The organism is Thiomonas sp. FB-Cd (genome assembly GCF_000733775.1).
Taxonomy (GTDB): domain Bacteria; phylum Pseudomonadota; class Gammaproteobacteria; order Burkholderiales; family Burkholderiaceae_C; genus Thiomonas_A.
In genome coordinates this window covers 2514836-2537144 of record NZ_JPOE01000002.1, presented here as the reverse complement: position 1 = coordinate 2537144, position 22309 = coordinate 2514836, and the positions used below count along the sequence as shown (strand labels likewise).

The window sequence follows — 22309 nt, the reverse complement described above, 5'->3', positions numbered from 1 at the left end:
CCGCATGAGCCAAACTCAGCCAGATTCGATTGTTCCCCAGGCCGCAGATCCGTCCTTCCACGCCCACGCCAGTGCGCTGGTCAACCAAGGCATTGCCCTGCACCAGCAGGGCAGAGTGCTCGAAGCCGAGCCGTATTACCGCCAGGCGCTCGATTTGGTGAGAGATCAGCCAGACGCCCTGCACATGCTCGCCGTCGTGTCCAGTCAGAAGGGCGAGCAGGCCCAAGCCGAGCGCCTGGTGCGCCGTGCCCTGCAAGTGCTCCCCAATCACACCGCTTACCACAACACTCTGGGGCGCGTGCTGCTGCTGCAAGGCCGCGCCGAAGAGGGCTTGGCTGCTCTGGAAAAGGCGCTCGAACTCGCCCCGCAAAACCCCGAGGCCCACTACAACGTGGCAGACGCCATGCTCGCCCAGGGCAAGGCCCGCGAGGCCGAAGCACGCTTTCGTCGTGCGCTGCAATTCAAGCCCACCCATGCCATGGCAGCGTACGGTCTGGGGCGGGCCATATGGGCGCAGGGCGATGGTCCCGGCGCGCTGCCCTGGTTCCAGCTCGCGCATCTGCTCGCTCCGGCAGACCTCAACGTGCTCAACCAACTTGCCGTGGCCTATATGGCGCTGGGCCACCGCGACGACGCGCTCAAATCCTTCGAAACCTTGCTGGCCGCCGCGCCCAACAGTGCGGTGGTGCAGTGCAATATGGGTGTGCTCAACGGCCATGCCGATCGTCCCAAGGCCATCGAATACTACAAAAAGGCCCTCACGCTCGACCCGGCCATGTCCGCCGCGCAAGACGGCTACATCGAAATCGCGCGCCAGCTCTGCCTGTGGGACGACTTTCTCGCCACCACCACCGCCAACGCGCTGGCCGGGGTGCGCGAGCGGCTGGCCGCAGGGCAGAACGCCGACTTTCGGGCGTTCACCGCCCTGTACCTGCCCTTCACCCCCGAGGAGCAAGTGGCCATTGCCAAGAGCGAAAGCGCCAAGCTTGCGCAAGATGCGGGGGCGCCGCTGCATGGCATTGCCGCTCTGCGCGAGGGTCGTTTGCGCATTGGCTATCTCAGCGCCGATGCCCGTAACCATCCTGTGGGGCACCTGCTGCAGGGCATGTTCCAGCTGCACAACCGCGACGACTTCGAGGTGTTCTTTTATTCGACCGGGGTGGATGATGGCTCGGTTCAGCGCAAGGCCATCCAGAGCGCCACGGAGCATTTTGTCGAGGCGCGCGGCCTCACCAGCGCCGAGCTGGCGCAGCGCATCGCCGCAGATGGCATTCAGGTGCTCATCGACCTAATGGGGCACACGGCAGACAGCCGCATGGGCGTACTGGCGCGCCGGCCCGCGCCGATACAGATGCACTACCTTGGCTTCCCGGGATCCACCGGCGCGCCGTTTGTCGACTACATCATTGCCGACCCCGTGCTGCTCCCGCCAGACCAGCCCCAGCAGCGCAGCGAATCGGTCGTATACCTGCCCGTCTATCAGGTCAACTCGCACCGCAGCCTGCCCGCCGGGCCGCAGTACACGCGCGAGAGTTTCAACGTCGGGAAGGATTGGTTCTTGTTTTACTGCTTCAACAACAACTACAAAATCGAGCCCGAAACGTTCGCGACCTGGATGCGCATTCTCAAAGCCGTTCCCCAGGGGCGGCTCGCCCTGCTCGCCACCGACGCCCCCGTGGTCGAGCGCCTGCGTGCGCAAGCGCGCCAACACGGCGTCGAGCCCGATCGCCTCATGTTCGCCGGATACATGGATCAGCCATCCAACCTCGCGCGCCAGCGGCTCATGGACCTCTTTCTTGACACCCCGGCCTACAACGCCGGGGCCACCGCCTCCGATGCGCTGTGGGCTGGTGTGCCCCTGCTCACCACGCGCGGGCACACCTACATCACGCGTGTGGGCGAATCCTTGCTCAGTCACCTCGGGCTGCCCGAGCTCGTTGCCCCTGACCGGGCCGCTTACGAATCGATGGCGGTTGAACTCGCGCACAACCCGGAGCGGCTGGCCGCGCTGAAGGCGCGTTTGCAGGCCGCCACGCCCGTGGCCGAACTCTTCGACACCGCGGCCCAGGTGCTGCGCCTCGAGCAGGCCTACGTCCAAGCCTGGGCACGCCATGTGGAGGGCCGACAGCCCGCAGACATGCACCTCGCCTGACAGGGCGACGCGCCCTCACGTCAGCCAAAAGCTGATGTTTGGCATGAAGCTTGCGTGAATTTCGTTGTGTGTGTGCAACTTCGATCGCCGAGGAGGAGGACCACTAGCCAATTGACAATAAGTTCCGCTACATTTATCCCGTCCTACGTTCGAATGCCCAAACAGCCGGCACTATGCCGGGCGAGGGGACACCGGCGCTGCCGGCATCTGAACCGGGCGTATCCAACATTTCTCCCACAATAGGAGCTTTCGATGAACCACAAAACAGTCCTGAAACTCACACCGCTTGCTGCCTCGCTGATGGTGGCCATGAGCGGCGTGGCCTATGCCGCAGCACCGGCGGCCAATGCGCTGCCGGGCGCATTTCTGACCAACAATGCGGCGGGAACGTCATACAGCATTTCGTCGCCCACCGCGGGCGTGATCGCGGTTTCGCCAGGCAACACTGTGATCCAGTTTGGCGGCACGACTAGGAGCCTGTCGGACTTTCGAGGCTTTCGGATTTGAAGGCGATGCATGACAATGGAGGCAGTGCATTCCTGGGTTTTTTGCGATGAGCCGCTTCGTTAGCGTTGACCGAGACACTGCCTACCTCCTGCCGCCATCGGTGGACGAGTGGTTGCCGCAGGATCACTTGGCACGGTTCGTTGTGGAAGTCATCGATCGCCTTGATCTGGACGATCTGGTCAAGCAGTATGCGGGGCGCGGATCGGCGGCGCATCACCCTGCCGTGCTGCTGGGGCTGCTGATCTACGGCTACGCCAACGGCGTGCATTCGAGCCGCAAGATTGAGCGCGCGACCTACGACTCGGTGGCGTTTCGCTTTGTTGCCGCCAATACCCACCCCGATCACGACACGCTGGCGACGTTCCGCCACCGCTTCCTCAAGGAAGTCGAGTCCCTGTTTGTGCAGGTGCTGGTGCTCGCACGCGAGATGAAGCTGCTCAAACTCGGACACATTGCGCTGGACGGCACCAAGATCGACGCCAACGCCAGCAAGCACAAGGCGCTGTCGTGGGCGCATGCCAACAAGATTGAGGCGCAGTTGCGCGAGGAAGTCCAGGGCCTGCTGGCGCTGGCGGAGACGAGCGATCGCGCCAGCGCGCCCGACGGCATGGATGTGCCCGCCGAGATCGCCCGGCGGGAGGATCGCCTCAGAGCCATTGCGCAGGCCAAGGCCAAGATCGCGCAGCGCGCAGCCGAACGCTTCAAGACGGAGCAGCAGGAGTTCGAGGCCAAGCAGGCCAAGCGCCAGGCCCAGCGCGACGCGGGCAAGAAACCCCGCGGCAAGGACCCCGAGCCGCCCCAGGCGGGTCCCATGGACAGCGACCAAGTCAACCTCACGGATGAGGAGTCACGCATCATGCCCGTGTCGGGCGGGAGCTTCGAGCAGAGTTACAACGCCCAAGCCGGCGTGGACACCCAGACGATGATGGTGATCACCCGGCATGTGAGCCAGGCGCCCAACGACAAGCGCGAAGTCGTGCCCACGCTGGAGCAGATTGTGGCGTTGCCTGCGGTGCTGGGCGAGGTGCAGTCCCTGATTGCGGACAACGGCTACTGCAGCCAGGCCAACGTGATCGCCTGCGGCGATGCCGGGGTCGAGCCGCTGCTGGCGCTCAAGAGGCAGTCGCATCACACGCCCGTGATGGAGCGCTTCGCATCCGATGCGCCCGACCCTCAGACGACGGATGCGGTGGAGCGGATGGCGCACCGGCTGCGCACACAGGCTGGGCGAGCCCTCTACAGCTTGCGCAAGCAGACGGTGGAGCCGGTGTTCGGCATCATCAAGCGGGTGATGGGCTGGCGCCAGATGAGCCTGCGTGGGCTGGCCAAAGCGCAAGGCGAGTGGAGCTTGGTGACCATGGCCTGGAACATCAAGCGCATGTACGTGCTGCGCGCGGCGTGAGGGAAAATGCGCCCCAATCACGCTAAAACCGAGTCCTCAGGCGGCCTCATGCCCCCTCACTGCGCCGCCTGAACCCTCCAGAACACTCGATCAGCGCGCCGCCGTCCAAAAAAACGCGCCGCACTGATTATCCGGGTTCGCTCGAACTCAAGTCCGACAGACTCCTAGCGCCACAATTACTGGTTCCGTGGGACCCACTCTCACCCCGGCGACCTTGGCAGGTGTGACCACCGTTGCGGGATTCAACATCGGTGCATCGGCAACCCTGAATATCAATGCAACCAATGGCGGAGCCAACGTGCTGGTGTCTGACCTCACGGGTCAGGCCTCCAACATCTACGGCACTCTGAACACCAGCCTTGGTGGCGCGCTGTTTGTTGCCAACCCGAACGGCGTGGTGGTGGGCGGCGGTGCGACGATCGGAGCAGGCACTAATCAAATCGGTCTGCTCGGCTACCAAGCAGATGCCGCCAATTTCACGGCCGTAGGGCAGGTGACCGTTGGCCTCGTGGGTGGCACCGCGCCAACCCTCGGTAGTCAGGGCACCCCTGGCACCAGCACACCCACCGCTGGTGGCGCTGTGACGGTGACCGACGGTGCTTCCATCAACGCAGGCTACCTGCTTGTTGCCGGCGCTGGCCAAGTGAACGTGGGCGCCACCGCCACCGCCACACCCGTGTACGTGGCCGGTGGTTCCAGCCTGACCGCGGGCGCTACCGGCGTGACCTTGGGTACCACCCTTGTGTCGTCCAGCGCCGCGGTCAACCTGGGCGCCAACAGTGGCTCGCTGTCGGTGTCTGGCTTGGGCGCTGCAGGCGCGGTCAACGTGCTGGGCAACGTTAACGCGAACTATGCCACGATTGGCGGCACGCTGACCAACAATGCCAACGTGACGTTGGGTGGCGCCAATTCCATCAGCAATTTTGCCAACAGCGCCAACGCCACCGTTGCGGCTCGCACCAGCTTTGGCAGCATCACCAACAGCGCCAACCTGGTTGCGCAGGGCGCCCTGGCCTTTGGCGGATCCTTCGTCAACGCGGGCAAGGCAAGCGTGGCTGGTGCCCTGCTGGCCAGCAGCAGCAGCGCTTCCGTCAGCAATGCCGGCACGCTGACGGGCACCGTCGTCGGCATCGCTGCCAGCACGCTGGCTTCTTTCACCAACACTGGCGCCCTGTACGACGGCGGTCATGGTGTCCAAATCCTGGCTGGCACGGTCAACTTGGGCGGCACGTTGGCCAACAGCAGCACCAACACGACGATGGGTAGCGTGTCCGTTGACGCGCTCACCGGCGATCTGACCGGCTCCGCGGCGCTCACCGCAACCGCTGCCAATCTCAAGGCCGAGGCTGGCAACATCAACTATACGGGCCCTGTGACGGCTCCGTCTGTCTACGTCAACGCGGTGACCGGCGCGGCTGCTCTGGGTGCTGTGAACATGGGCACCGTGGGGACTCTCCAAGTCAACGCGGGCAACGGTAACGTCACCATGAACGGTGCCGTGGCTTCAGGAAATGTGCTACTGAGCGCAACTGGTGGCTCCGTGCTGATCAACGGGGCGATCACTGCCGCCGCCGGTGGCGTGGTCGAGGCTACGGCCGCTAACCAGATCCTGGTGTCCGCCAACGTGAACGCCACCAGCACGGGCACCGTGGCCTTAAGCACGAACAAGGTGTGGAGCGGCCCGTACAGCCTCGGCGTGGTGCTGATGCCCAATGGCAACGTGACGACCGGCACCTACGCTGTTGACGTCGCCCAGAACCAAGGCAATGCTGGGAACGCTCTGCAATATGGCAACATTTCTGCAGCCACCGGCTTCCAGTTCACCGGTAACAGCTACCAAGGTGCGGGCGCGTCCATCAATACCTCGACGGCCGTATTTAACTATGGCTTCGCCACCTCGGGCGGTGTCATCACCGGCGGCATCGTGAACGACCCGACGAACCCACAACCGAGCAACGGCTTCTTCAATGGGGTTGTTGTGGGCGGCAGCAATGCGACCGCGGGTGTGGCTCTGTCTGTAATTCCGAACAGCCTCGGCTCGGCCGTGGACAACGTCAACCTGATGGGTATTGGCAATACCACCCTGGCTACGGTGAATGCTGGGTCGCCGATCTTCGGTAGCACCGGTTCAACCGTGATCAACACCGGCTTCGTGCCCAGCAACCTGTTCATCCGCGCCCAAGGCGGCAACCTGTTGCTGAAACCGAACGCTGGTCAAGGTTTCTACTGGCCGGGCCTGATTTATGCCTCCACGGTGCAGTCGGGCAAGATGGCTACGGTGGACACCACCAAGCAGATTAATGTTCTGACCACCAACGAGCTGCTGTCCAACGCTCTGCCGTATCAGGCAGCCGGCGGTGCGGGCATGTATCTGATGTCGGGCAAGCTCAACGTGGGTGACATTACGGTCAATACCAACAGCAATGTCAACGTGATCAGCCCGCTGCAATTGGCAGGTTTGAATCTTTACACGGCGAGCGCCCCCACCGGGCTTGTGTTGACCTACAACGCCACCCTGCCTGCAGCCAACGTGGTGTCCTACACCCCGCCGGCCTACTAAGCAGGGCTGCATCACTGACGTTCAGCACAACAAGAGGTTCATCGTCCGGGGCTTCGGCCCCGGTTTTTTTTCCGGTTATTTGCCGGCTCAGGAATGGCTGGCGCAAGGCAGCCATTCCTGAGCATGCGTCCGGTGCCTTTCGGCAGGCCCATGGCAGGCCCACGACGGGCTGCACATTTTTCCCAGCGTTATCTACCATGTCCACACCTGCCTTGCTCGACCCGCGCGCTCTCGGCTTGGCCTCGTGTGGCGAAAACGTCATCATCCGCCCCACGGTGCGCATCGTGCGCCCGGAACGCATCCACATCGGCAGTCATGTCATGATCGACGACTTCGTCTTTCTCGGCGGCCACGAGGAACTGGTGATCGGCAACCATGTGCACATCGGCGTGCATACCGCTCTCATCGGCGGCGGCTGGTGTTATGTGAGCGATTTTTTTGGCTTGTCCAGTGGTGTGCGCGTGCTAACCGGCAGTGACGATTTTCTGGGCGGAGGCCTCACCAATCCGACGGTCCCCGCCGATCTGCGTTCGGTGCACCGCGGCCGCGTGTGGTTGGGCCCGCACGGCGGCCTGGGCGCCAACAGCGTGGTGTTTCCGGACGTGGCCATCGGCGAAGGCAGCACGGTCGGCGCAGGCAGTGTGGTGAGCAAGTCGCTCCCGCCCTGGGGGGTCTATGCAGGCAATCCCGCGCGGCGGGTGAAGACGCGCCCGAGCACGCACATTGAAGCGGGCGAGGCACGCCTTCTGGCGCGTGAAGGCCCTTATCCACAGAGCTTCCGTGCGGCGCCTTACGCCGAGTTGGATCTGCCGGCGGAGTTTTTTCAGCCTCCTCCGCCCGGGCAAGCGCAGCCATGAACCTGCCCACTCTGGAGGTGCATGTCCCCATCAGCCCCACGCCGATGTTCTTGCGGCAAACCTGGGCGCTGGCTGCGAGTTTGCGCCGCTTCGGCGGGGCGGTCGGCCGTATGGCAACGCTGACCGCTTGGGTCAGCCCCGAGTTGCCGGGCCTGCCGGATCTCAACCGTCTGCATGCCTGGGCTCGCCCGCTTGGCGTCACGTTTCGTTGGGTGGATGAAGCGCTGTTCACCAAGCACTGGTACTACGGCACGGCCCTGGCGCGCTGGGCTGGGCCGTTCAGCGCCGATGTGGTGCTGATGCTCGATGCCGACGTGCTGGTGTGCAGCCCGCTCGACGAGCTGGTGCAGACCATCACAGCAAGCGAGGCGGTGTGGGGCTTTCCGGCGCATTTTTCGCCGTTTTCGCAAACTGAGTGGCAGGCATTGTTCGCCGACGCGGCGCTGCCGGCACCAACGCTGGACTGCCGCCCCAGCGGCGCCGGGTTCTATCCGCACGCGCGCGAAGAGCGCATGCCGGCCTATTTCAATCTGGGAGTGATCGGCGCCGCGCGGGCGGTGATGGAACGGCTCGGCCAGGGGGTGATCGCGGAAATGGAACATTTCAACCGTCACCTGCCGCCGGCAAGCGATCCCCACCGCAGCTTTTTCCGTTGCCAGGTGGCCGTTGCACTATCGCGCGCCCGGCATGTTTTGCCCTGGGAGGCGCTGGATGTGAGGGACAACTTTCCCAACGACGCCACCTTCGAGCAGGCTCACGCCGGCGAGATGCGCAGCATCCGCCTGCTGCACTATCTGCGCAAGGATCGAGGTGTGAGCAAGGATGCGGATTTTCAGGACAAGCAGGCTTATGCCGCTCTCCTGGCCAGACCCGGTCTGTCAGGGACGAACCGGCTGCTGCAGGACAGGTTGCGCGCACTCGGTGCCTGCCCGCTGGACGGCTGGCTGCAGCGCTTGCGGCATCGTTGGCTGCAGCCCGTGCCGCAGCTTCGGCCTGATACGACTGGGGGCTGAAACACCGGCCCGGTGCCAGCCGTCGGCTGTTGGAGTGGCCTCCACACTATCATCATCGATTTGGTGGTCAGTGCGCCTTGCCGCCGCCTTGCGTTCTGCCATGCCCACCTCGCAACAACCGCTTCTCAGATTTTGGTTTCAGCGCCCCGAATTGCCCCCACCCGAGGCTTGGCAGCCGCTGCTGCGCGGCGCTTATGAGACGCATCGGTTCAGCAACCACGGGCCGTTGGCGCTGCAACTGGAGGCGCATTTGTCCGCGCGGGTCGGCCGCCGTGTGGTGTTGGCGGCCAACGGCACGGCGGCCATCACCGCTGCCTTGCTGGCCCTTGAGCGCACCGGAGGGGTGATCCTGCCGAGTTTCACGTTTCCGGCCACGCTGGGCGCAGTGTTGCAGGCTGGGCTCACGCCCGTCTTGGCGGACGTGAACCCCCAGACTTGGGAGCTGGACGTGGCCACGATCCAAGCCGCGGCTGAAGCGTACGGCGGGCCTCTCGCCGCGGTGCTCGGTGTGCGGACCTTTGGCATGTGCCGTGACTGGGCGCCGGTACAGACTTGGTGCGACGCCCACGGCCTGCCTCTGGTGCTTGACAGTGCCGCCGCACTGGGCGGTGCGCTGCCCGGCGGCGTGCCGGTGGGCCGACAGGGTAGGATGGAGACGTTTTCCCTGCACGCCACCAAGGTGTTTGCGGTGGGCGAAGGCGGCGCTATTGCCTGCGACGCGCAGGACGTGTCCCTATTGCGCCGGGTGATGAACTTCGGCCTGCACGACGGTGCCCTGCAAGGTTGGGGCTTCAACGGCAAGGTCAGCGAATTCACGGCCGCCATCGGCCTGGCGCAGGACGCGGCGTTTGACGCGCACTTGGCCGCGCGGCGCTCAGCCGCGACCGCCTATGCTGAGTTGTACCGCGCCGAAGCGCCCGCTTGGGGCTTGGCAAGCGCTCCGGGCGTCCCGCCGTGGCAGGCCTACCCGGTGCTGGCGCCGACTGCCGATCTTGCCGACCGTTTCGAGGCTGCGGCGGCCCGTTTCGGCGTGCAAACCCGGCGCTACTACCGCCCGGCATTGCATACCGTGGCTGGAGCCGGTGGCGACAGCAGCGGGCAGCCGCTGCCGGTCAGCGCCGATCTGGCAGCCCGGATGGTGTGCCTACCGATGTATTCGCGCTGGGAGGGCGGCGAGCGCGAGGCGCTCTTCGAGGCGCTGCGTGCAGCGTTGAGCGCATGCAGCGGCTGATGGATGAACGGTGCTCGGGGCAACCAGTGAAGGACTCGACACACCCCTTCGCCCGGCCGCCTTCAGGCGATTTGTGGATTGGTGAGGCGGTGCGGGTGCAAACCGCTTACTCCGTCCACTGCTACCGTAGTGTTGAAAATGCAAACCGATATTGAACAGCCCCTGGAGGGAAGAACACTGGTCGTGGTGCTGGGCATGCACCGCAGCGGCACGAGCGCGCTCGCCGCATGTCTGAATGCCATGGGTATGTGGGCGGGCGAAGAGGAAGATCTTCTTGGCGCCACCCCCGAAAACGCGCGCGGCTACTGGGAGTTGCGCGCCCTAGTGGAGTTCAACGACGCCCTGCTGGCCGCGCTGGGCTGCGCCTGGGACGCGTCGCGCATCCCCCCGGTTGCTCGGATTGGCGCGAGACGCTTCGGGGAATTCGCGCAACGCGCGCAGGAGCTCTTGTGCGCGGCGTTCGGCGCGGAGCGTGCTCTGGTGATCAAGGACCCGCGGATGTGCCGGCTGCTGGATTTTTGGATCCCACAGTTCGAGCAGGCGGGGCTGAGCGTCCGATACGTTCTGACCCTGCGTGATCCGCTGGAATGCGCGTTGTCGATCCTCCGGCGCGACCGGTTGCCCCTGGAGCGGGCGCGCTGGTTGTGGGCCGATCATCTGGTGTCAGCCTGCAACCAGACGGCGGGCCGGGATCGGCTGTTCGTTTCATATGCGCAACTTCTGCGTGACCCGACAGGACAACTTCACCGATTGGCCGCCTTTCTTGGGCTGAAGCCATCGGCAGTGGATGCGCGCGTCGTGGCCGTGGTGGAGCCGGCTTTGCGGCACCAAATTCAGGACTTGAACACAGTTGCGGGCGCAGCTGACTCGCCGACAGATGCGACCCTGGGGCAGGTTGATCGGCGTGTCTATGACGCGTTGCTGCCTCGGTCGTCCGGGGCCGACCTTCAGACGCAGCACGCCGAACACGGATGGAGCCTCGTCCGCCAGGAGGTGCACCGCTTGCGCGCCGGACACTCGCATACTGACCTTGATACCTCGCCGCGCGGAGGGATTGCGCCAGTCAAAACCGCCGTGATGTTGCACCTGTATTACCCGGAGCAATGGCCGCAAGTCGTGGCGCTGCTTGAGCAGCTCTGGCCCGATATCGACCTATTCGTGAGCGTGGCGGGGCCCCACGCCGAGCACGCCAAGGTCTTGGTTGAGGCGTATGAGCCCAAGGCCCGGGTGTTTAAATTACCGAATCAGGGGCGCGACTTGGCGGCTTTCCTGCACGTCTTGCCGGCCCTGATTCAAGAGGGCTATGCGTGTGTTTGCAAACTGCATACCAAACGCTCGGACTACGCGCAGATCGACGGCCAGGGCTGGCGCCTGGATTTGTGGGGTGGCTTGCTCGGCCGTGCCGAAGAGACCGAGCGGATTCGCGCGCGTTTTGGAATCGATCAGGCGCTGGGTCTTTTGGGTCTGCAAGATTATTGGGTGGCGGAACAGGATTACCGTGACAGCTGCCATGATCGCGTGGTCGAGTTGGCACGCCGTTTGTTGCCTGATGGTAGCCTCGACAACTGGCATTTCTTCGCTGGGACGATGTTTTGGTTCCGACCCCAGGCCTTGGTCCCGCTTTTGACCTTGGGCTTGGGTGCCTCGGATTTCGAGCCCGAGCAAGGGCAGCGTGAGGGAACGCTCGCGCATGCGATCGAGCGGGTGTTGCCACTGGCCGTGCGCGGCGGCGGCTACGGCGTCGCTTTGATGACCGCGCCTCCCCTCAGACGGCAGGACGCGGAAGGGCCGGTGGCGTTTGCGCGAACCGCGAGCGACCAATTGCTTGATGAGCTTCGCCAGGTGCGTGAGCGCTTGGTCGTCACCGAGGCCGCGCTGGCCGATGCGCAAAAGCTGGCGCTAGAGCGCATGGCGCATGCCGAGACTCTGGAGGCCGCGCTGGCCGATGTGCAATCGTTGGCGCGAGAGCGCATCGCGCACGCCGAGGCTCTGGAGGCAGCGCTGGCGCAAGCCCAGCATCTGGCGCTGGAGCGCTTGGCCTATATCGACGAATTCCACCATTCACTCCCTGGGCGCGTGGCACAGGTGCTGCGGCGGATCAAGTCATGAGCGCCGCTCACACAACGGGGATGCACCACAACGTCGATCACCTCGTGATCAAGCCAGGGCTCCTGCACTGCTGGGGCTGGATGTGCGATGAGGCCGGGCCACTGGTCGATGTCCGCTTGCAGTGCATTTTGCAAGACGGGCGGATAGTTGAGCAAGCTGTCCAATATGGATCGTTGCGCGAGGATGTAAGCGATCGGTTCGCGCACATTCCTCATGCCGATGCGTCGGGGTTCCTTGCCAGCGTCGCTTGGAATGGAGCTGAATTAGTCAGTGTGCACCTGATCGCGATCACGGCCACGGGAGCGTCCAGGAGCATCTCGCTGTTCGAAACGACACACGGCACGTCCGACGGACTGTCGAGACTGCGAACGGCGTTTCACGTTGGCCTGACCTTGGCGATGCGAGCGCTCCGGTTGATCCGTCACGGGCATTTCAACGTGCTTTGGGACAAGGCCAGACGTTATTTGGCCGCCAAACCGGTGTCAGTGGCTGACCCGCTCGCAGACCTGAAAAGTGTGATTCAGCCTGCACGATCGGGCAAGCCAGCGCTGTTCGTCATCGACCATGACCTTGGCGGTGGCGCACCGCAGTACCGTCAGCAACGCATAGCCGCCCATGTTGCCGAGGGCGGCGTTGCCCTGCTGCTGACTTTCCATGTGCCCACGCTGACCTACGCCGCGCAGGTCTATGGAGCGCCCGGAACGCGCCGCCTTGCCATGCCGAATCTCGATGCCGTGTTGGAGTTGGCGCGCCAGGGATACATCGGGGATATTTTTTTCAATAACGCGGTGTCGTTTCCGCAGGCGGAACGCATTCCCGATTTTCTCATCGCCCTGCGATCGATCGCTGGCGGACGGCTGACGCTCGCAGTCCACGACTTTTACATGCTTTGCCCATCGCATTTCTTGATCAATGCCTCAGGCAAATTTTGCAACGTTCCGGACACCAGTGTCTGTGCAAAATGCCTGCCGAAGAATCAAGAAGGATTCGTGAGCTTTTTTCCGGCGCGGGACATCCACCTTTGGCGACGTGAATGGCGGCGTTTGATCAATGAAGCGGATGAATTGCTTTTTTTCTCCCAATCAACCCTGCAACTCCTGCGCCAGGCGTATCCGGACGTACCCGTCGACAAGTTGCACGTCAAGCCCCATTCCTTGGAGTACTTCCCCGCGCGGAAAGTGTTGGTCCCGGCATCTTCTCCTCTACGCGTTGGTGTGGTAGGCAATATTGGAAAACACAAGGGCTCTCGGATTGTTTCCGGTTTGGCTCGCGCCATTGCCGAGCGTCGATCCGATGTAAAAATCACGATCTTTGGGCTAATCGATGAGGCGGTGCCAAAAGAGGTTGTCGAGATCATGGGGAATTATCAGCATGCGGATTTGCCAGATTTGATCGAGAAATCTGCAGTCAATTTTATATTTGTTCCATCAATGGTTCCAGAAACGTTTTCCTATGTCACTCACGAGATAATTCGGATGGATTTTCCGCTGGTCTGCTTTGATTTGGGCGCACAGGCCGAGGCAGTGCGCGGCTATTCTTCGGGACGGGTGATCCCGATCCTCGAGGGCAATGCCCTTCTCGATGCGTTGAACACCGCCTATGAGTCTTTGCAGTCTCGGGGTGAAGGGCAAAATAAGTGACCAAGCGAGCTTAATAATGCAAAAAAAAATACATGTTTTCACCAGTGCGGCGCTGAATTACATCCCCAAGGCGCGCGTCTTGTTTGAGTCGGTCCGAAAATATCATCCTGATTGGGTGTTGCATTTGGCTTTGGCCGATGAGTTGCGCGGCGAGATTGATTTGTCGAAAGAGCCCTTCGACGACTTAATGACCATCGATTCGCTCGGGATCCCAGAGCATCGTGCCTGGGCTTTCACGCATCGCATCGTCGAACTGGCCACGGCGATCAAGCCGTTTGCCTTGCAGAGTTTGCTCAGGCGTGAGGACTGTGAATGTGTCATCTACCTCGATCCCGATGTCGTGCTGTTTTCTCCCTTGGACGATATCATCGCGGCATTGCGGCAGTCGAGTATTCTTCTCGTGCCGCATCAGACTGACCCGGAGACGACCCTAAGTGCTGTGATCGATAATGAAATTGGCAGCCTCAAACATGGGATTTATAACCTCGGCTTTCTTGGTGTTTCACCAACCGACGAGGGTATGCGTTTTGCGCATTGGTGGGCGCAACGACTTTATTATTTCTGCCGTGCCGATATTTGCAATGGACTGTTTACGGATCAGCGGTGGGTCGATCTCGTTCCAGCATTTTTTGATGAAGTTGGGATTGTCAGAACGACACGCCATGATGTTGCCACTTGGAACTTGACAACGCGCCAATTGGACGGTGATTTCGACCGGGGTTTTACGGTGGATGGCAAGCCACTCGGCTTTTATCATTTTACCGGATTTGATAAGGGCGATCACCATATTATGGCGGCTAAGAACGCCAGCGGAAATAAAAGCGTGGAAATGCTGCTTCGGTGGTATGCCAACAGAATCGCTGAGTTGGGAAAAGACCCGTTGTGCCGCATTCCTTGGTTTTTTGCGACTTTCGACAATGGCGAGCCAATCAGCGCGGAACAGCGTGTGGTGTATCGTGAGCGCGTGGATCTGCAACGTGCGTTCCCAGACCCTCTCGCAGCGGGTGGCTTTTTGCAATGGTGGAAGAAGCAGGGCGTGCGTGAATTTCCGGAGCTATTCGATGAAAGGCTCGCGCCGGCGGCGCTTGAGCGCCTTCGTTCGCGCTTGAGCCCGGGTTATCGCGCCGGAGATGAGGTTGCCGGGATGGTGCCTTTGACTGACCTACTCTTGCAGGCACTGCGCAACCCCACAACGGCGCGCCGGCTTGCCTCAAGGGGGATGCAGGTGCTGCAAAGCGAAGGACTCAGCGGCTTGTTGCGTCGGTTAAAGAGATACTGAGCGATGTGTCGCCAGGTCTTCAAGGGCGACTTGCGCACGGTCCGACTTCAGGGAGTGTTTTGCGTTGCAGTGCCGCAGCGGTGAAATTGATGGCAAGCATCATGGCAGCTGAGCGCGTCACCATCTCCGTAGGCTCGCACGGACAGGAAGGGCTGCTGGACGATCTCGCAGGCCCCGCTGACGCTGCGACGGACGTGCCCGAATGGCAACAGAACCGGCCATGGGAAGCTTGCCACGATGAACGGCAGGCCCGGGCCGTGACCTGTCCATCGGCTGCACGTTCATGGCCGACCACTTCGGGCGGAGGCTGTGTGAAGACGCACCGCGGCTTCCTCTGCCCGACAACTTGACGCGTCCGATTGCTCGTTGGAGCCGATCGACAGCGCGGGACGGATTGGGTTGCGGTCTTGTGAGCAGCCGTGCTGGCCGTGCGTGGAGTTCAGAATTGAGTGAACGGAATTCAGAATTGAATGAAACTCGACAGCGGGTCGGGTATGTGGTGAGTGAGGGGCTTGAATTCCCGCGCTTTGGCCCTACAATTAGCACTCGCATGTAGTGAGTGCTAGCGGCAGATGTTTGGAAATCCGGCAGTCTCCCCAAGCGCTCAGGCTGGTGCCCTGCACTGGCATGCGTTCAATCCCTCGAATTCCATCAACAGGAGCAACACGAATGAAATTGCGTCCCTTGCATGACCGCGTGATCGTTAAGCGCGTGGAACAAGAAACCAAGACGGCTTCGGGCATTTTTATTCCCGACAACGCCGCCGAAAAGCCCGATCAGGGTGAAGTTCTGGCCGTGGGCCCAGGCAAGCGTGATGACAAGGGCGAACTAAGCCCCATGTCGGTCAAGGTTGGTGATCGCGTGCTGTTTGGCAAGTACGCCGGGCAGACCGTCAAGGTTGACGGCGACGAATTGATGGTGATGCGCGAAGATGACCTGATGGCGGTCATCGAGAAGTAATTCGCACCCGTCCTCATTCAAACCCCATTCGGAGATATACACATGGCAGCAAAAGAAGTTGTATTCGGCGCAGATGCCCGCGCCCGCATGATGGAAGGCGTGACCGTACTGGCCAACGCCGTGAAAGCCACGCTGGGCCCCAAGGGCCGTAACGTGGTGCTGGAGCGCAGCTTCGGTGCCCCGACCGTGACCAAGGATGGTGTGTCCGTGGCCAAGGAAATCGAGCTGAAGGACAAGCTGCAGAACATGGGCGCGCAGATGGTGAAAGAAGTGGCGTCCAAGACCAGCGACAATGCCGGTGACGGCACCACGACGGCTACCGTGCTGGCGCACGCAATGGCCCGCGAAGGCATGAAGCTTGTTGCCGCCGGCATGAATCCGATGGATCTCAAGCGCGGCATTGACAAGGCTGTGGCAGCCCTGATTGAAGAGTTGAAGAAGACGTCCAAGCCCTGCACCACGAGCAAGGAAATTGCCCAAGTCGGGACGATCTCGGCCAATGCCGATGAGGACGTCGGCCAGATCATCGCCCAGGCGATGGACAAGGTTGGCAAGGAAGGCGTGATCACGGTCGAAGATGGCAAGAGCCTGAACAATGAGCTCGACATCGTCGAAGGCATGCAGTTCGACCGCGGCTACCTGTCGCCCTACTTCATCAACAACCAGGACCGCCAGGTCGCTGTGCTGGAAAATCCGTACGTTCTTCTGAACGACAAAAAGATTTCCAACATTCGCGATCTTCTGCCGATCCTGGAGCAGGTTGCCAAATCGGGCCGGCCGCTGCTGATCATCGCTGAGGACGTGGACGGCGAGGCACTGGCAACCCTGGTGGTCAACAGCATCCGCGGCATTCTCAAGACCGTGGCTGTCAAGGCTCCAGGTTTCGGCGATCGTCGCAAGGCCATGCTGGAAGACATTGCCATTCTCTCTGGTGGCAAGGTCGTTTCGGAAGAGACCGGCATGACCCTGGAGAAGGTGACGCTGGCCGACCTCGGCCAAGCCAAGCGCGTGGAAGTGGCGAAGGAAAACACGACGGTCATCGATGGTGCCGGCAACGCTGCCGACATCGAAGCTCGCGTCAAGCAGATCCGCGTGCAAATCGAGGAAGCAACGTCCGACTATGACCGTGAAAAGCTGCAAGAGCGCGTGGCCAAGTTGGCCGGCGGTGTGGCCGTGGTCAAAGTCGGTGCCGCGACCGAAGTGGAAATGAAGGAAAAGAAGGCCCGCGTCGAAGACGCCCTGCATGCCACGCGCGCTGCGGTGGAAGAAGGGATCGTCGCCGGCGGTGGCGTGGCCCTGCTGCGTGCCCGTATCAACGTCAAGGTCACTGGGGCGAACCACGACCAAGACGCCGGCGTCAAGCTGGTGATGCGCGCCGTCGAAGAGCCGCTGCGCCAGATCGTGGCCAACGCCGGTGACGAGCCGAGTGTTGTGCTCAACAAGGTTCTGGAAGGCAAGGGCAACTACGGCTACAACGCGGCCAACGGCCAGTACGGCGACATGATCGAGATGGGGATTCTGGACCCCACCAAGGTCACCCGCACCGCGCTGCAAAATGCGGCCTCCGTGGCTGGCCTGCTGTTGACCACCGAGTGCATGGTGGCCGACGCGCCCAAGGATGAGACGGGCGGTGCACCCATGGGTGGCGGCATGGGCGGCATGGGCGGCATGGGTGGCATGGACATGTAAAGCTGTCCGGTGTCTGGGTTGGGCCGCGGCGGTACGCCGCAGCTCACTCGGTCATGGGCCTGCAGACTTTCGGGTTTGCAGGCCCATTTCTTTGGGCGCCGGCTGAGCCGACCTGCCAGCGCGAAATCGGGGGATGCACCGGTAATGAGTCGGCGCTGAACAATTCTCAACACGTTGATATTGTTCGTCAATTCAAGCGTTCTTAGTCGTCCAAATCGCAGGCTTGTGCGTTAAACGCTGAGGTTTCCTGCAAATTTCGACGAGGTTTGGCGCATGGGTCCGCATTCCCCGCAGTCGCCGCCGCCGGATCTGTTCCGGGCGCGGTTGGATGAACAAATCAACATGAAGCATCCGCTGGTGCGCCTGGCGGGTTTGATCGACTGGGACGAAATCCATCGCACGTTTGCCGGGCACTTCAGTTCGGGCCGTGGCCGCCCGGCGCTGTCTCCCCGGCTGGTGGCAGGGCTGCTGTACCTTCAGCACGCGTTCGACGCCTCGGATGAAGCGGTGGTGGGCACCTGGGTGGAAAATCCGTACTGGCAGTTCTTCACGGGCGAGACCTACCTGCAGACCGAGGCGCCAGTGGATCCATCGAGCCTGACGCGCTGGAGAAAGCGCGTTGGCGAAGCCGGCGTCGAGACGCTGCTGGCGCTGACGATCGAGGCGGCGCGCAAGGCCGGGATGATCAGCAAGACGAGCGTGGACCGCGTCATCGTCGACACGACCGTGATGCCCAAGGCCATTGCCCATCCGACCGACAGCCGGCTGCTGGAGAGAAGCCGCCAGCATCTGGTCAAGCTGGCCGACGCAGGCGGCATCGAGCTGCGCCAGAACTACAACCGCGAGGCACCACGCCTGGCGGCGCAGATCGGCCGCTACGCGCACGCCAAGCAGTTCAAGCGGATGAAGAAGGCATTGCGCACTCTGCGCAGCCGCGTCGGGCGGGTGCACCGCGAGGTCGGGCGCAAGCTGCACGCGCTGCCCGAAGCCCAGCGGGACAAAGCCCAGGATCTGCTGCAGCGTGCCGGGCGCATTCTGACGCAGAAGACCAAGGACAAGAACAAGCTGTACGCGCTGCATGCCCCCGAGGTCGAGTGCATCTCGAAAGGCAAGGCCAGGACGCCCTATGAGTTCGGCGTGAAGGTCACGATCGCCACCACGCTCAAGGAGGGCCTGGTCGTAGGCATGCGCTCGATGCCGGGCAACCCCTGGGATGGCCACACGCTGGCCGAAACTCTGGAACAAGTGGAGATCCTGGCCGACGCCAAGCCGAAGATCGCCATTGTCGACAAAGGCTACCAGGGGGTGAAGGTCGATGGCGTGCGCATCTTGCGCTCAGGCCAGAAACGCGGTCTCACACGAACGCTGCACGCAATGGTCAAGCGGCGCAGCGCGATCGAACCCGCCATCGGTCACATGAAATCCGACGGCCGACTTGCCCGCAATCCGCTCAAAGGCGCACTCGGAGATGCCTTGCATGCCGTGATGTGCGGCGCCGGCCACAACATCCGTCTGCTGCTGAAAAAGCTGAGGTTTCTTTGCGCCCGCATTGCCGACGCCGTGCACGCATGGTTGGTGGCGAACGTGCCGCCAGCCTCTATCCCCTTGGGCTCGGTGCGCTGAAAACGCCATTGTTCAGCGCCGACTAATGAGGAACTGGTCCCGACAAGCCAATCGGGCGCTGCAGCTTGCACCCGGCCCGTGTGTGTCCATTACCATGTGGCGACTCGGCTCACGGGGTTGGAATGCCACGCTTTTGTACCCGATGCGGCATGTCGAATGACGACGAGGCCCGATTTTGTAAAGGCTGTGGGGCGACGCTGTCCGCGCCGTCCGCCGGAACCGCTTCGGCCTCGACTGAAGCCGAACAAGCCCATTCGGGCATTGCCTCAGGGCGCGATGGCGGATCGATGCCACAAGCTGCGGTGCAGGGTGAGGATGCTGCGCCGGCTGCGGCGAGCCACGTGCACGTCGACCGGGGGCATGGTGCACGAACCGACGCCACCCATCCCGAGGCCGAGTGCGAGCAGGCCCGCCTGGCCGAGATCGCAGCACGGATCAAAGCCCAGGACAAAGCGCGGGCTGCCGCGTTGGCTGCCGCGCGCATTCCCGTGGCGGCTGACGTCAAGCGCCCACGAAGGGCGAGCTTGCTGTCGGCGCCAATGCCTGAGGAGGAGAGTGTTTCCCAGGCGCATGCGGCCAACGGTATGGGGAAGGAGGGCGCGAAGTCCCCGCCGGCGCGAGTGGTGCGCGCGCGCACGCCCATGCAACGCACGCACATGACGCTGCCAGTGGCTGGCTTGGCCGCACTGGTGATTGCTGGCGGAGCTTACTGGGCAATCCACGTGCGCCAGACAGCGATTACGCCCGGGACGGCTGATTCGCCGGCCGTGGTGAGGACGCCGCCCGTACCACCAGCTCGGCAGGAACACTCCAGCGACGTGCCCGCCACGCGGGCCGCAGCGCCAGGGTCTGCGCCGCGCGTGGCTGCGTTGGCGCCCCACACTGCGCAACAAACAGGCTTAACGACTGCGGCTGACCAAGGCAAGCCGCGTGCGCATCGCGGCGCGGCGCCTGAGGCCATGCAGCGGGAAAAGTCAGTCGCACAGCGGCGGCGCGCGGACACGCAGCCCAAGCCTGAGGCGAAAAGTCATGCGGCAGCTGGGCTGCGAACGCATCAACGGCAGGCTGAAGGCTCGGTGCAGGTGGCCAAGTCCCAGCAGGTCGCGCAACAGTCTTCGCAGCCCGTGCAGGGTGCCCAGGGGCGGGTGGAAGCACTGCGCGAGGCCATCACTGCGTGCCAGGCCAAGGGCAACTTCATGAACTCTCCCGCCGCTAAACGCATGGCGTTGTAGCGGGGGTTTCGCGGGTCAAGGACCTGGACTTGCCACGTTGCCGTGGCAGAGGTTTGGGTCTCGCCGCCACGCCCGTTCCAGGCGTGTTTGCGTCGATGAGCACCACCAACGCGCTGTTCTGGTCGCGTTGCATGACGTGACCGCAGTGCGGACACGCATGCTCGCGCTGCGCCAACGTCTTGGGCACCCCAAGTTCAACGTGCGCCATGAAAGGTGGCGCTTTCCAGTGGGTGCGAATCCCACCCGGCCAGAGTGCTCCAGCCGGAAGCAACCGGAGCAGTGATGGAGGTAACGAAATGACTGAAGCCTTCGGTGTAGAGGGTCACGCTAGGTGACTTGGCGAGCATGCAGGCCGCAACGCGAGTGAACGCTGAGCAATCCTCGAAAAGGGTGATGCGCGTGCCGACCCGTCAGTTGATGCGGGGAAGGCTGGCACTGCTTGGAGAGACGAGCATGGTAGGGCTCCGAGTGGACGCGCCGGGGTATTGGCGGCGGCATGGATGCAAGGGGAAAGCGACCGCAACATGGGAAGTCCTGTGCCGTGTACGAAGGGACGTACAACCGCTGGCCGGTGACGGCGGAAGCGGGCGGTGCAGGATGGCGGAGGGGCCTGTAGTACTGCCGAAGCCGGGTAATGCCGGTGGAGGGAAGGGGCCCTGGTTCAAGGACGATGTCAAAGGCAGCTGAGGGCAGGAGATTGGGCGACCTACGAACTCCGGAGGGTGTCGGCAATCTGCGGGAGGCATTGCATGCGAAAGCGAAGGCCGAACCTGAGTTTCGCTTCTACGCGCTGTACGACAAGCTGTATCGTGCGGACGTGCTTGAGCACGCCTACGCGAGGTGCCGCGCCAACAAGGGCGCGCCGGGTGTGGACGGGCTGACGTTCGAGGATGTGGCCAGGTACGGTCCGGAGCGGTGGCTCGGGGAACTGGCACAGACGCTGAAAGATGGCAGTTATCGACCGAAGCCGATTCGCCGGGTGTACATCCCCAAGGCGAACGGCAAGATGCGGCCGCTGGGCATCTCGTGCCTGGCCGACCGCGTGTGCATGATGGCAGCGACGCTGATTCTGGAGCCGATCTTCGAGTCGGATCTGCAGCCTGAGCAATACGCCTATCGCAAGGGCCACAATGCACACGGCGCGCTCAGCGCCGTGACGCAGGGTTTGCGCGACGGCTACACGCAGGTGGTAGACGCCGACCTGGAGGCGTACTTCGACAGCATCGAGCACGCCGCGCTCATGCGCAGCGTGGCCCGACGCGTGGTGGATCGGCGGATGCTGGCGCTCATCAAGAGCTGGCTGGAATGCGTGGTGGAGGAAGCGGGCGATCGCGGCAAACCGCGATGGACGACGACGAACCGCGACACCGGCCGGGGCATCCCGCAAGGCTCCCCGCTGAGTCCTTTGTTGGCAAATCTGTCCATGCGAAGGGTCCTTCTGGGCCTCAAACAATGGCAGAAGCGACTGGGACTGGCGGCTCGCGTGGTGACGTACGCCGACGACCTCGTGATTCTGTGCAGACCGGGCGAGGCCCATGTGGCGCTGGAAGGATTGCGCACGATTACGGGCAAGCTGGGACTGGCGGTCAACGAGGCGAAGACGCGCATCTGCACGGCGCAAAGCGAGAGCTTTGACTTTCTGGGGTACACGTTCGCGCGCATGTACTCGCCTCGCACGGGCAATCCCTACTATGGGTTGAGGCCGTCGAGGAAAAGCATGCGTGGTGTGGTGGAGGAGCTCCACGCCATCACGGATCGGAAGTGGACCTGGAAGGAAACTGCTGACGTTGTGCAGCAGCTCAACCGCGTGCTTCGGGGTTGGGCCAATTACTTCAGCCTCGGCACGGTGGGCAATGCCTATCGCGCCGTGGAAGCGTATTGCACGCAGCGGCTGTGGCGGTGGTTGTTGCGCAAACACAAGCAGCGACGCAGTGGCAGGGTCTTGTATCCCTACGAGTACCTGTTCGAGACCTTGGGTCTGGAACGACTGTCGGCGCGGCGCAGCAACTGGCCGTGTGCGAAGGCATGAGCGCCTTGTCCGAGAGCCCGGTGCCG

General features: G+C 62.8%; 16 protein-coding genes. 15 read left to right on the top strand and 1 reads right to left on the bottom strand.

The features are described 5' to 3' along the window. The first annotated feature begins 4 nt into the window (after nt 1-4). The 14 genes from CD04_RS0112235 to CD04_RS0112165 all read left to right on the top strand — a co-directional run bounded on the left by CD04_RS0112235 (nt 5) and on the right by CD04_RS0112165 (nt 20254). Nucleotides 5-2152: a tetratricopeptide repeat protein gene (locus CD04_RS0112235; protein ID WP_081857920.1), complete on the top strand. Its 2148-nt coding sequence runs from the start codon at nt 5-7 to the stop codon at nt 2150-2152. 252 nt (nt 2153-2404) lie between these two features. Further along, complete coding sequence (locus CD04_RS0112230; RefSeq protein ID WP_031407170.1) at nt 2405-2659, top strand: hypothetical protein; 255 nt, start codon at nt 2405-2407, stop codon at nt 2657-2659. A 46-nt stretch (nt 2660-2705) separates the two neighbouring features. Beyond that, on the top strand, nt 2706-4061 hold the full coding sequence (locus CD04_RS0112225) for an IS1182 family transposase (protein WP_031405719.1): 1356 nt from the start codon (nt 2706-2708) through the stop codon (nt 4059-4061). Nucleotides 4062-4248: 187 nt separating this feature from the next. Next, entirely contained in the window at nt 4249-6621 is a 2373-nt protein-coding gene (locus CD04_RS0112220; protein WP_156030252.1) for a hypothetical protein, read from the top strand. Between the two features lie 197 nt (nt 6622-6818). Continuing rightward, a complete protein-coding gene (locus CD04_RS0112215; RefSeq protein WP_051849146.1) occupies nt 6819-7478 on the top strand; it encodes a hypothetical protein in 660 nt (219 codons plus the stop codon). Then, entirely contained in the window at nt 7475-8491 is a 1017-nt protein-coding gene (locus CD04_RS24165; RefSeq protein ID WP_031407163.1) for a hypothetical protein, read from the top strand. The genes CD04_RS0112215 and CD04_RS24165 overlap by 4 nt, the downstream gene beginning before the upstream one ends. 100 nt (nt 8492-8591) lie before the next feature. Further along, nucleotides 8592-9722 carry a DegT/DnrJ/EryC1/StrS aminotransferase family protein gene (locus CD04_RS0112205; RefSeq protein ID WP_197033093.1) on the top strand — a complete coding sequence of 377 codons (1131 nt, stop codon included), beginning with the start codon at nt 8592-8594 and terminating at the stop codon, nt 9720-9722. A gap of 138 nt (nt 9723-9860) precedes the next feature. Next, nucleotides 9861-11831, top strand: coding sequence for a rhamnan synthesis F family protein (locus tag CD04_RS22650; protein WP_051849145.1), 1971 nt, complete (start codon nt 9861-9863; stop codon nt 11829-11831). Between the two features lie 80 nt (nt 11832-11911). Further along, on the top strand, nt 11912-13471 hold the full coding sequence (locus tag CD04_RS0112195) for a glycosyltransferase (protein ID WP_197033092.1): 1560 nt from the start codon (nt 11912-11914) through the stop codon (nt 13469-13471). A 16-nt stretch (nt 13472-13487) separates the two neighbouring features. Next, entirely contained in the window at nt 13488-14750 is a 1263-nt protein-coding gene (locus CD04_RS0112190; RefSeq protein ID WP_031407154.1) for a hypothetical protein, read from the top strand. Between the two features lie 669 nt (nt 14751-15419). Further along, complete coding sequence (gene groES / locus CD04_RS0112180; protein ID WP_031407152.1) at nt 15420-15710, top strand: co-chaperone GroES; 291 nt, start codon at nt 15420-15422, stop codon at nt 15708-15710. A 42-nt stretch (nt 15711-15752) separates the two neighbouring features. Beyond that, a complete protein-coding gene (gene groL, locus CD04_RS0112175) occupies nt 15753-17399 on the top strand; it encodes a chaperonin GroEL (RefSeq protein WP_031407150.1) in 1647 nt (548 codons plus the stop codon). A 273-nt stretch (nt 17400-17672) separates the two neighbouring features. Further along, nucleotides 17673-19022, top strand: a complete 1350-nt coding sequence (locus tag CD04_RS0112170) for an IS5 family transposase (protein WP_031407147.1) — start codon at nt 17673-17675, stop codon at nt 19020-19022. Between the two features lie 122 nt (nt 19023-19144). Further along, nucleotides 19145-20254, top strand: coding sequence for a zinc ribbon domain-containing protein (locus CD04_RS0112165; RefSeq protein WP_156030250.1), 1110 nt, complete (start codon nt 19145-19147; stop codon nt 20252-20254). Here CD04_RS0112165 and CD04_RS23750 read toward each other — a convergent pair. Then, entirely contained in the window at nt 20235-20462 is a 228-nt protein-coding gene (locus tag CD04_RS23750; protein WP_231480572.1) for a transposase, read from the bottom strand. The genes CD04_RS0112165 and CD04_RS23750 overlap by 20 nt on opposite strands. A gap of 462 nt (nt 20463-20924) precedes the next feature. Between CD04_RS23750 and ltrA the strand changes: the two genes are divergently transcribed. Beyond that, nucleotides 20925-22283, top strand: a complete 1359-nt coding sequence (gene ltrA, locus CD04_RS0112160; RefSeq protein WP_231480571.1) for a group II intron reverse transcriptase/maturase — start codon at nt 20925-20927, stop codon at nt 22281-22283. Nucleotides 22284-22309: the final 26 nt, after the last annotated feature.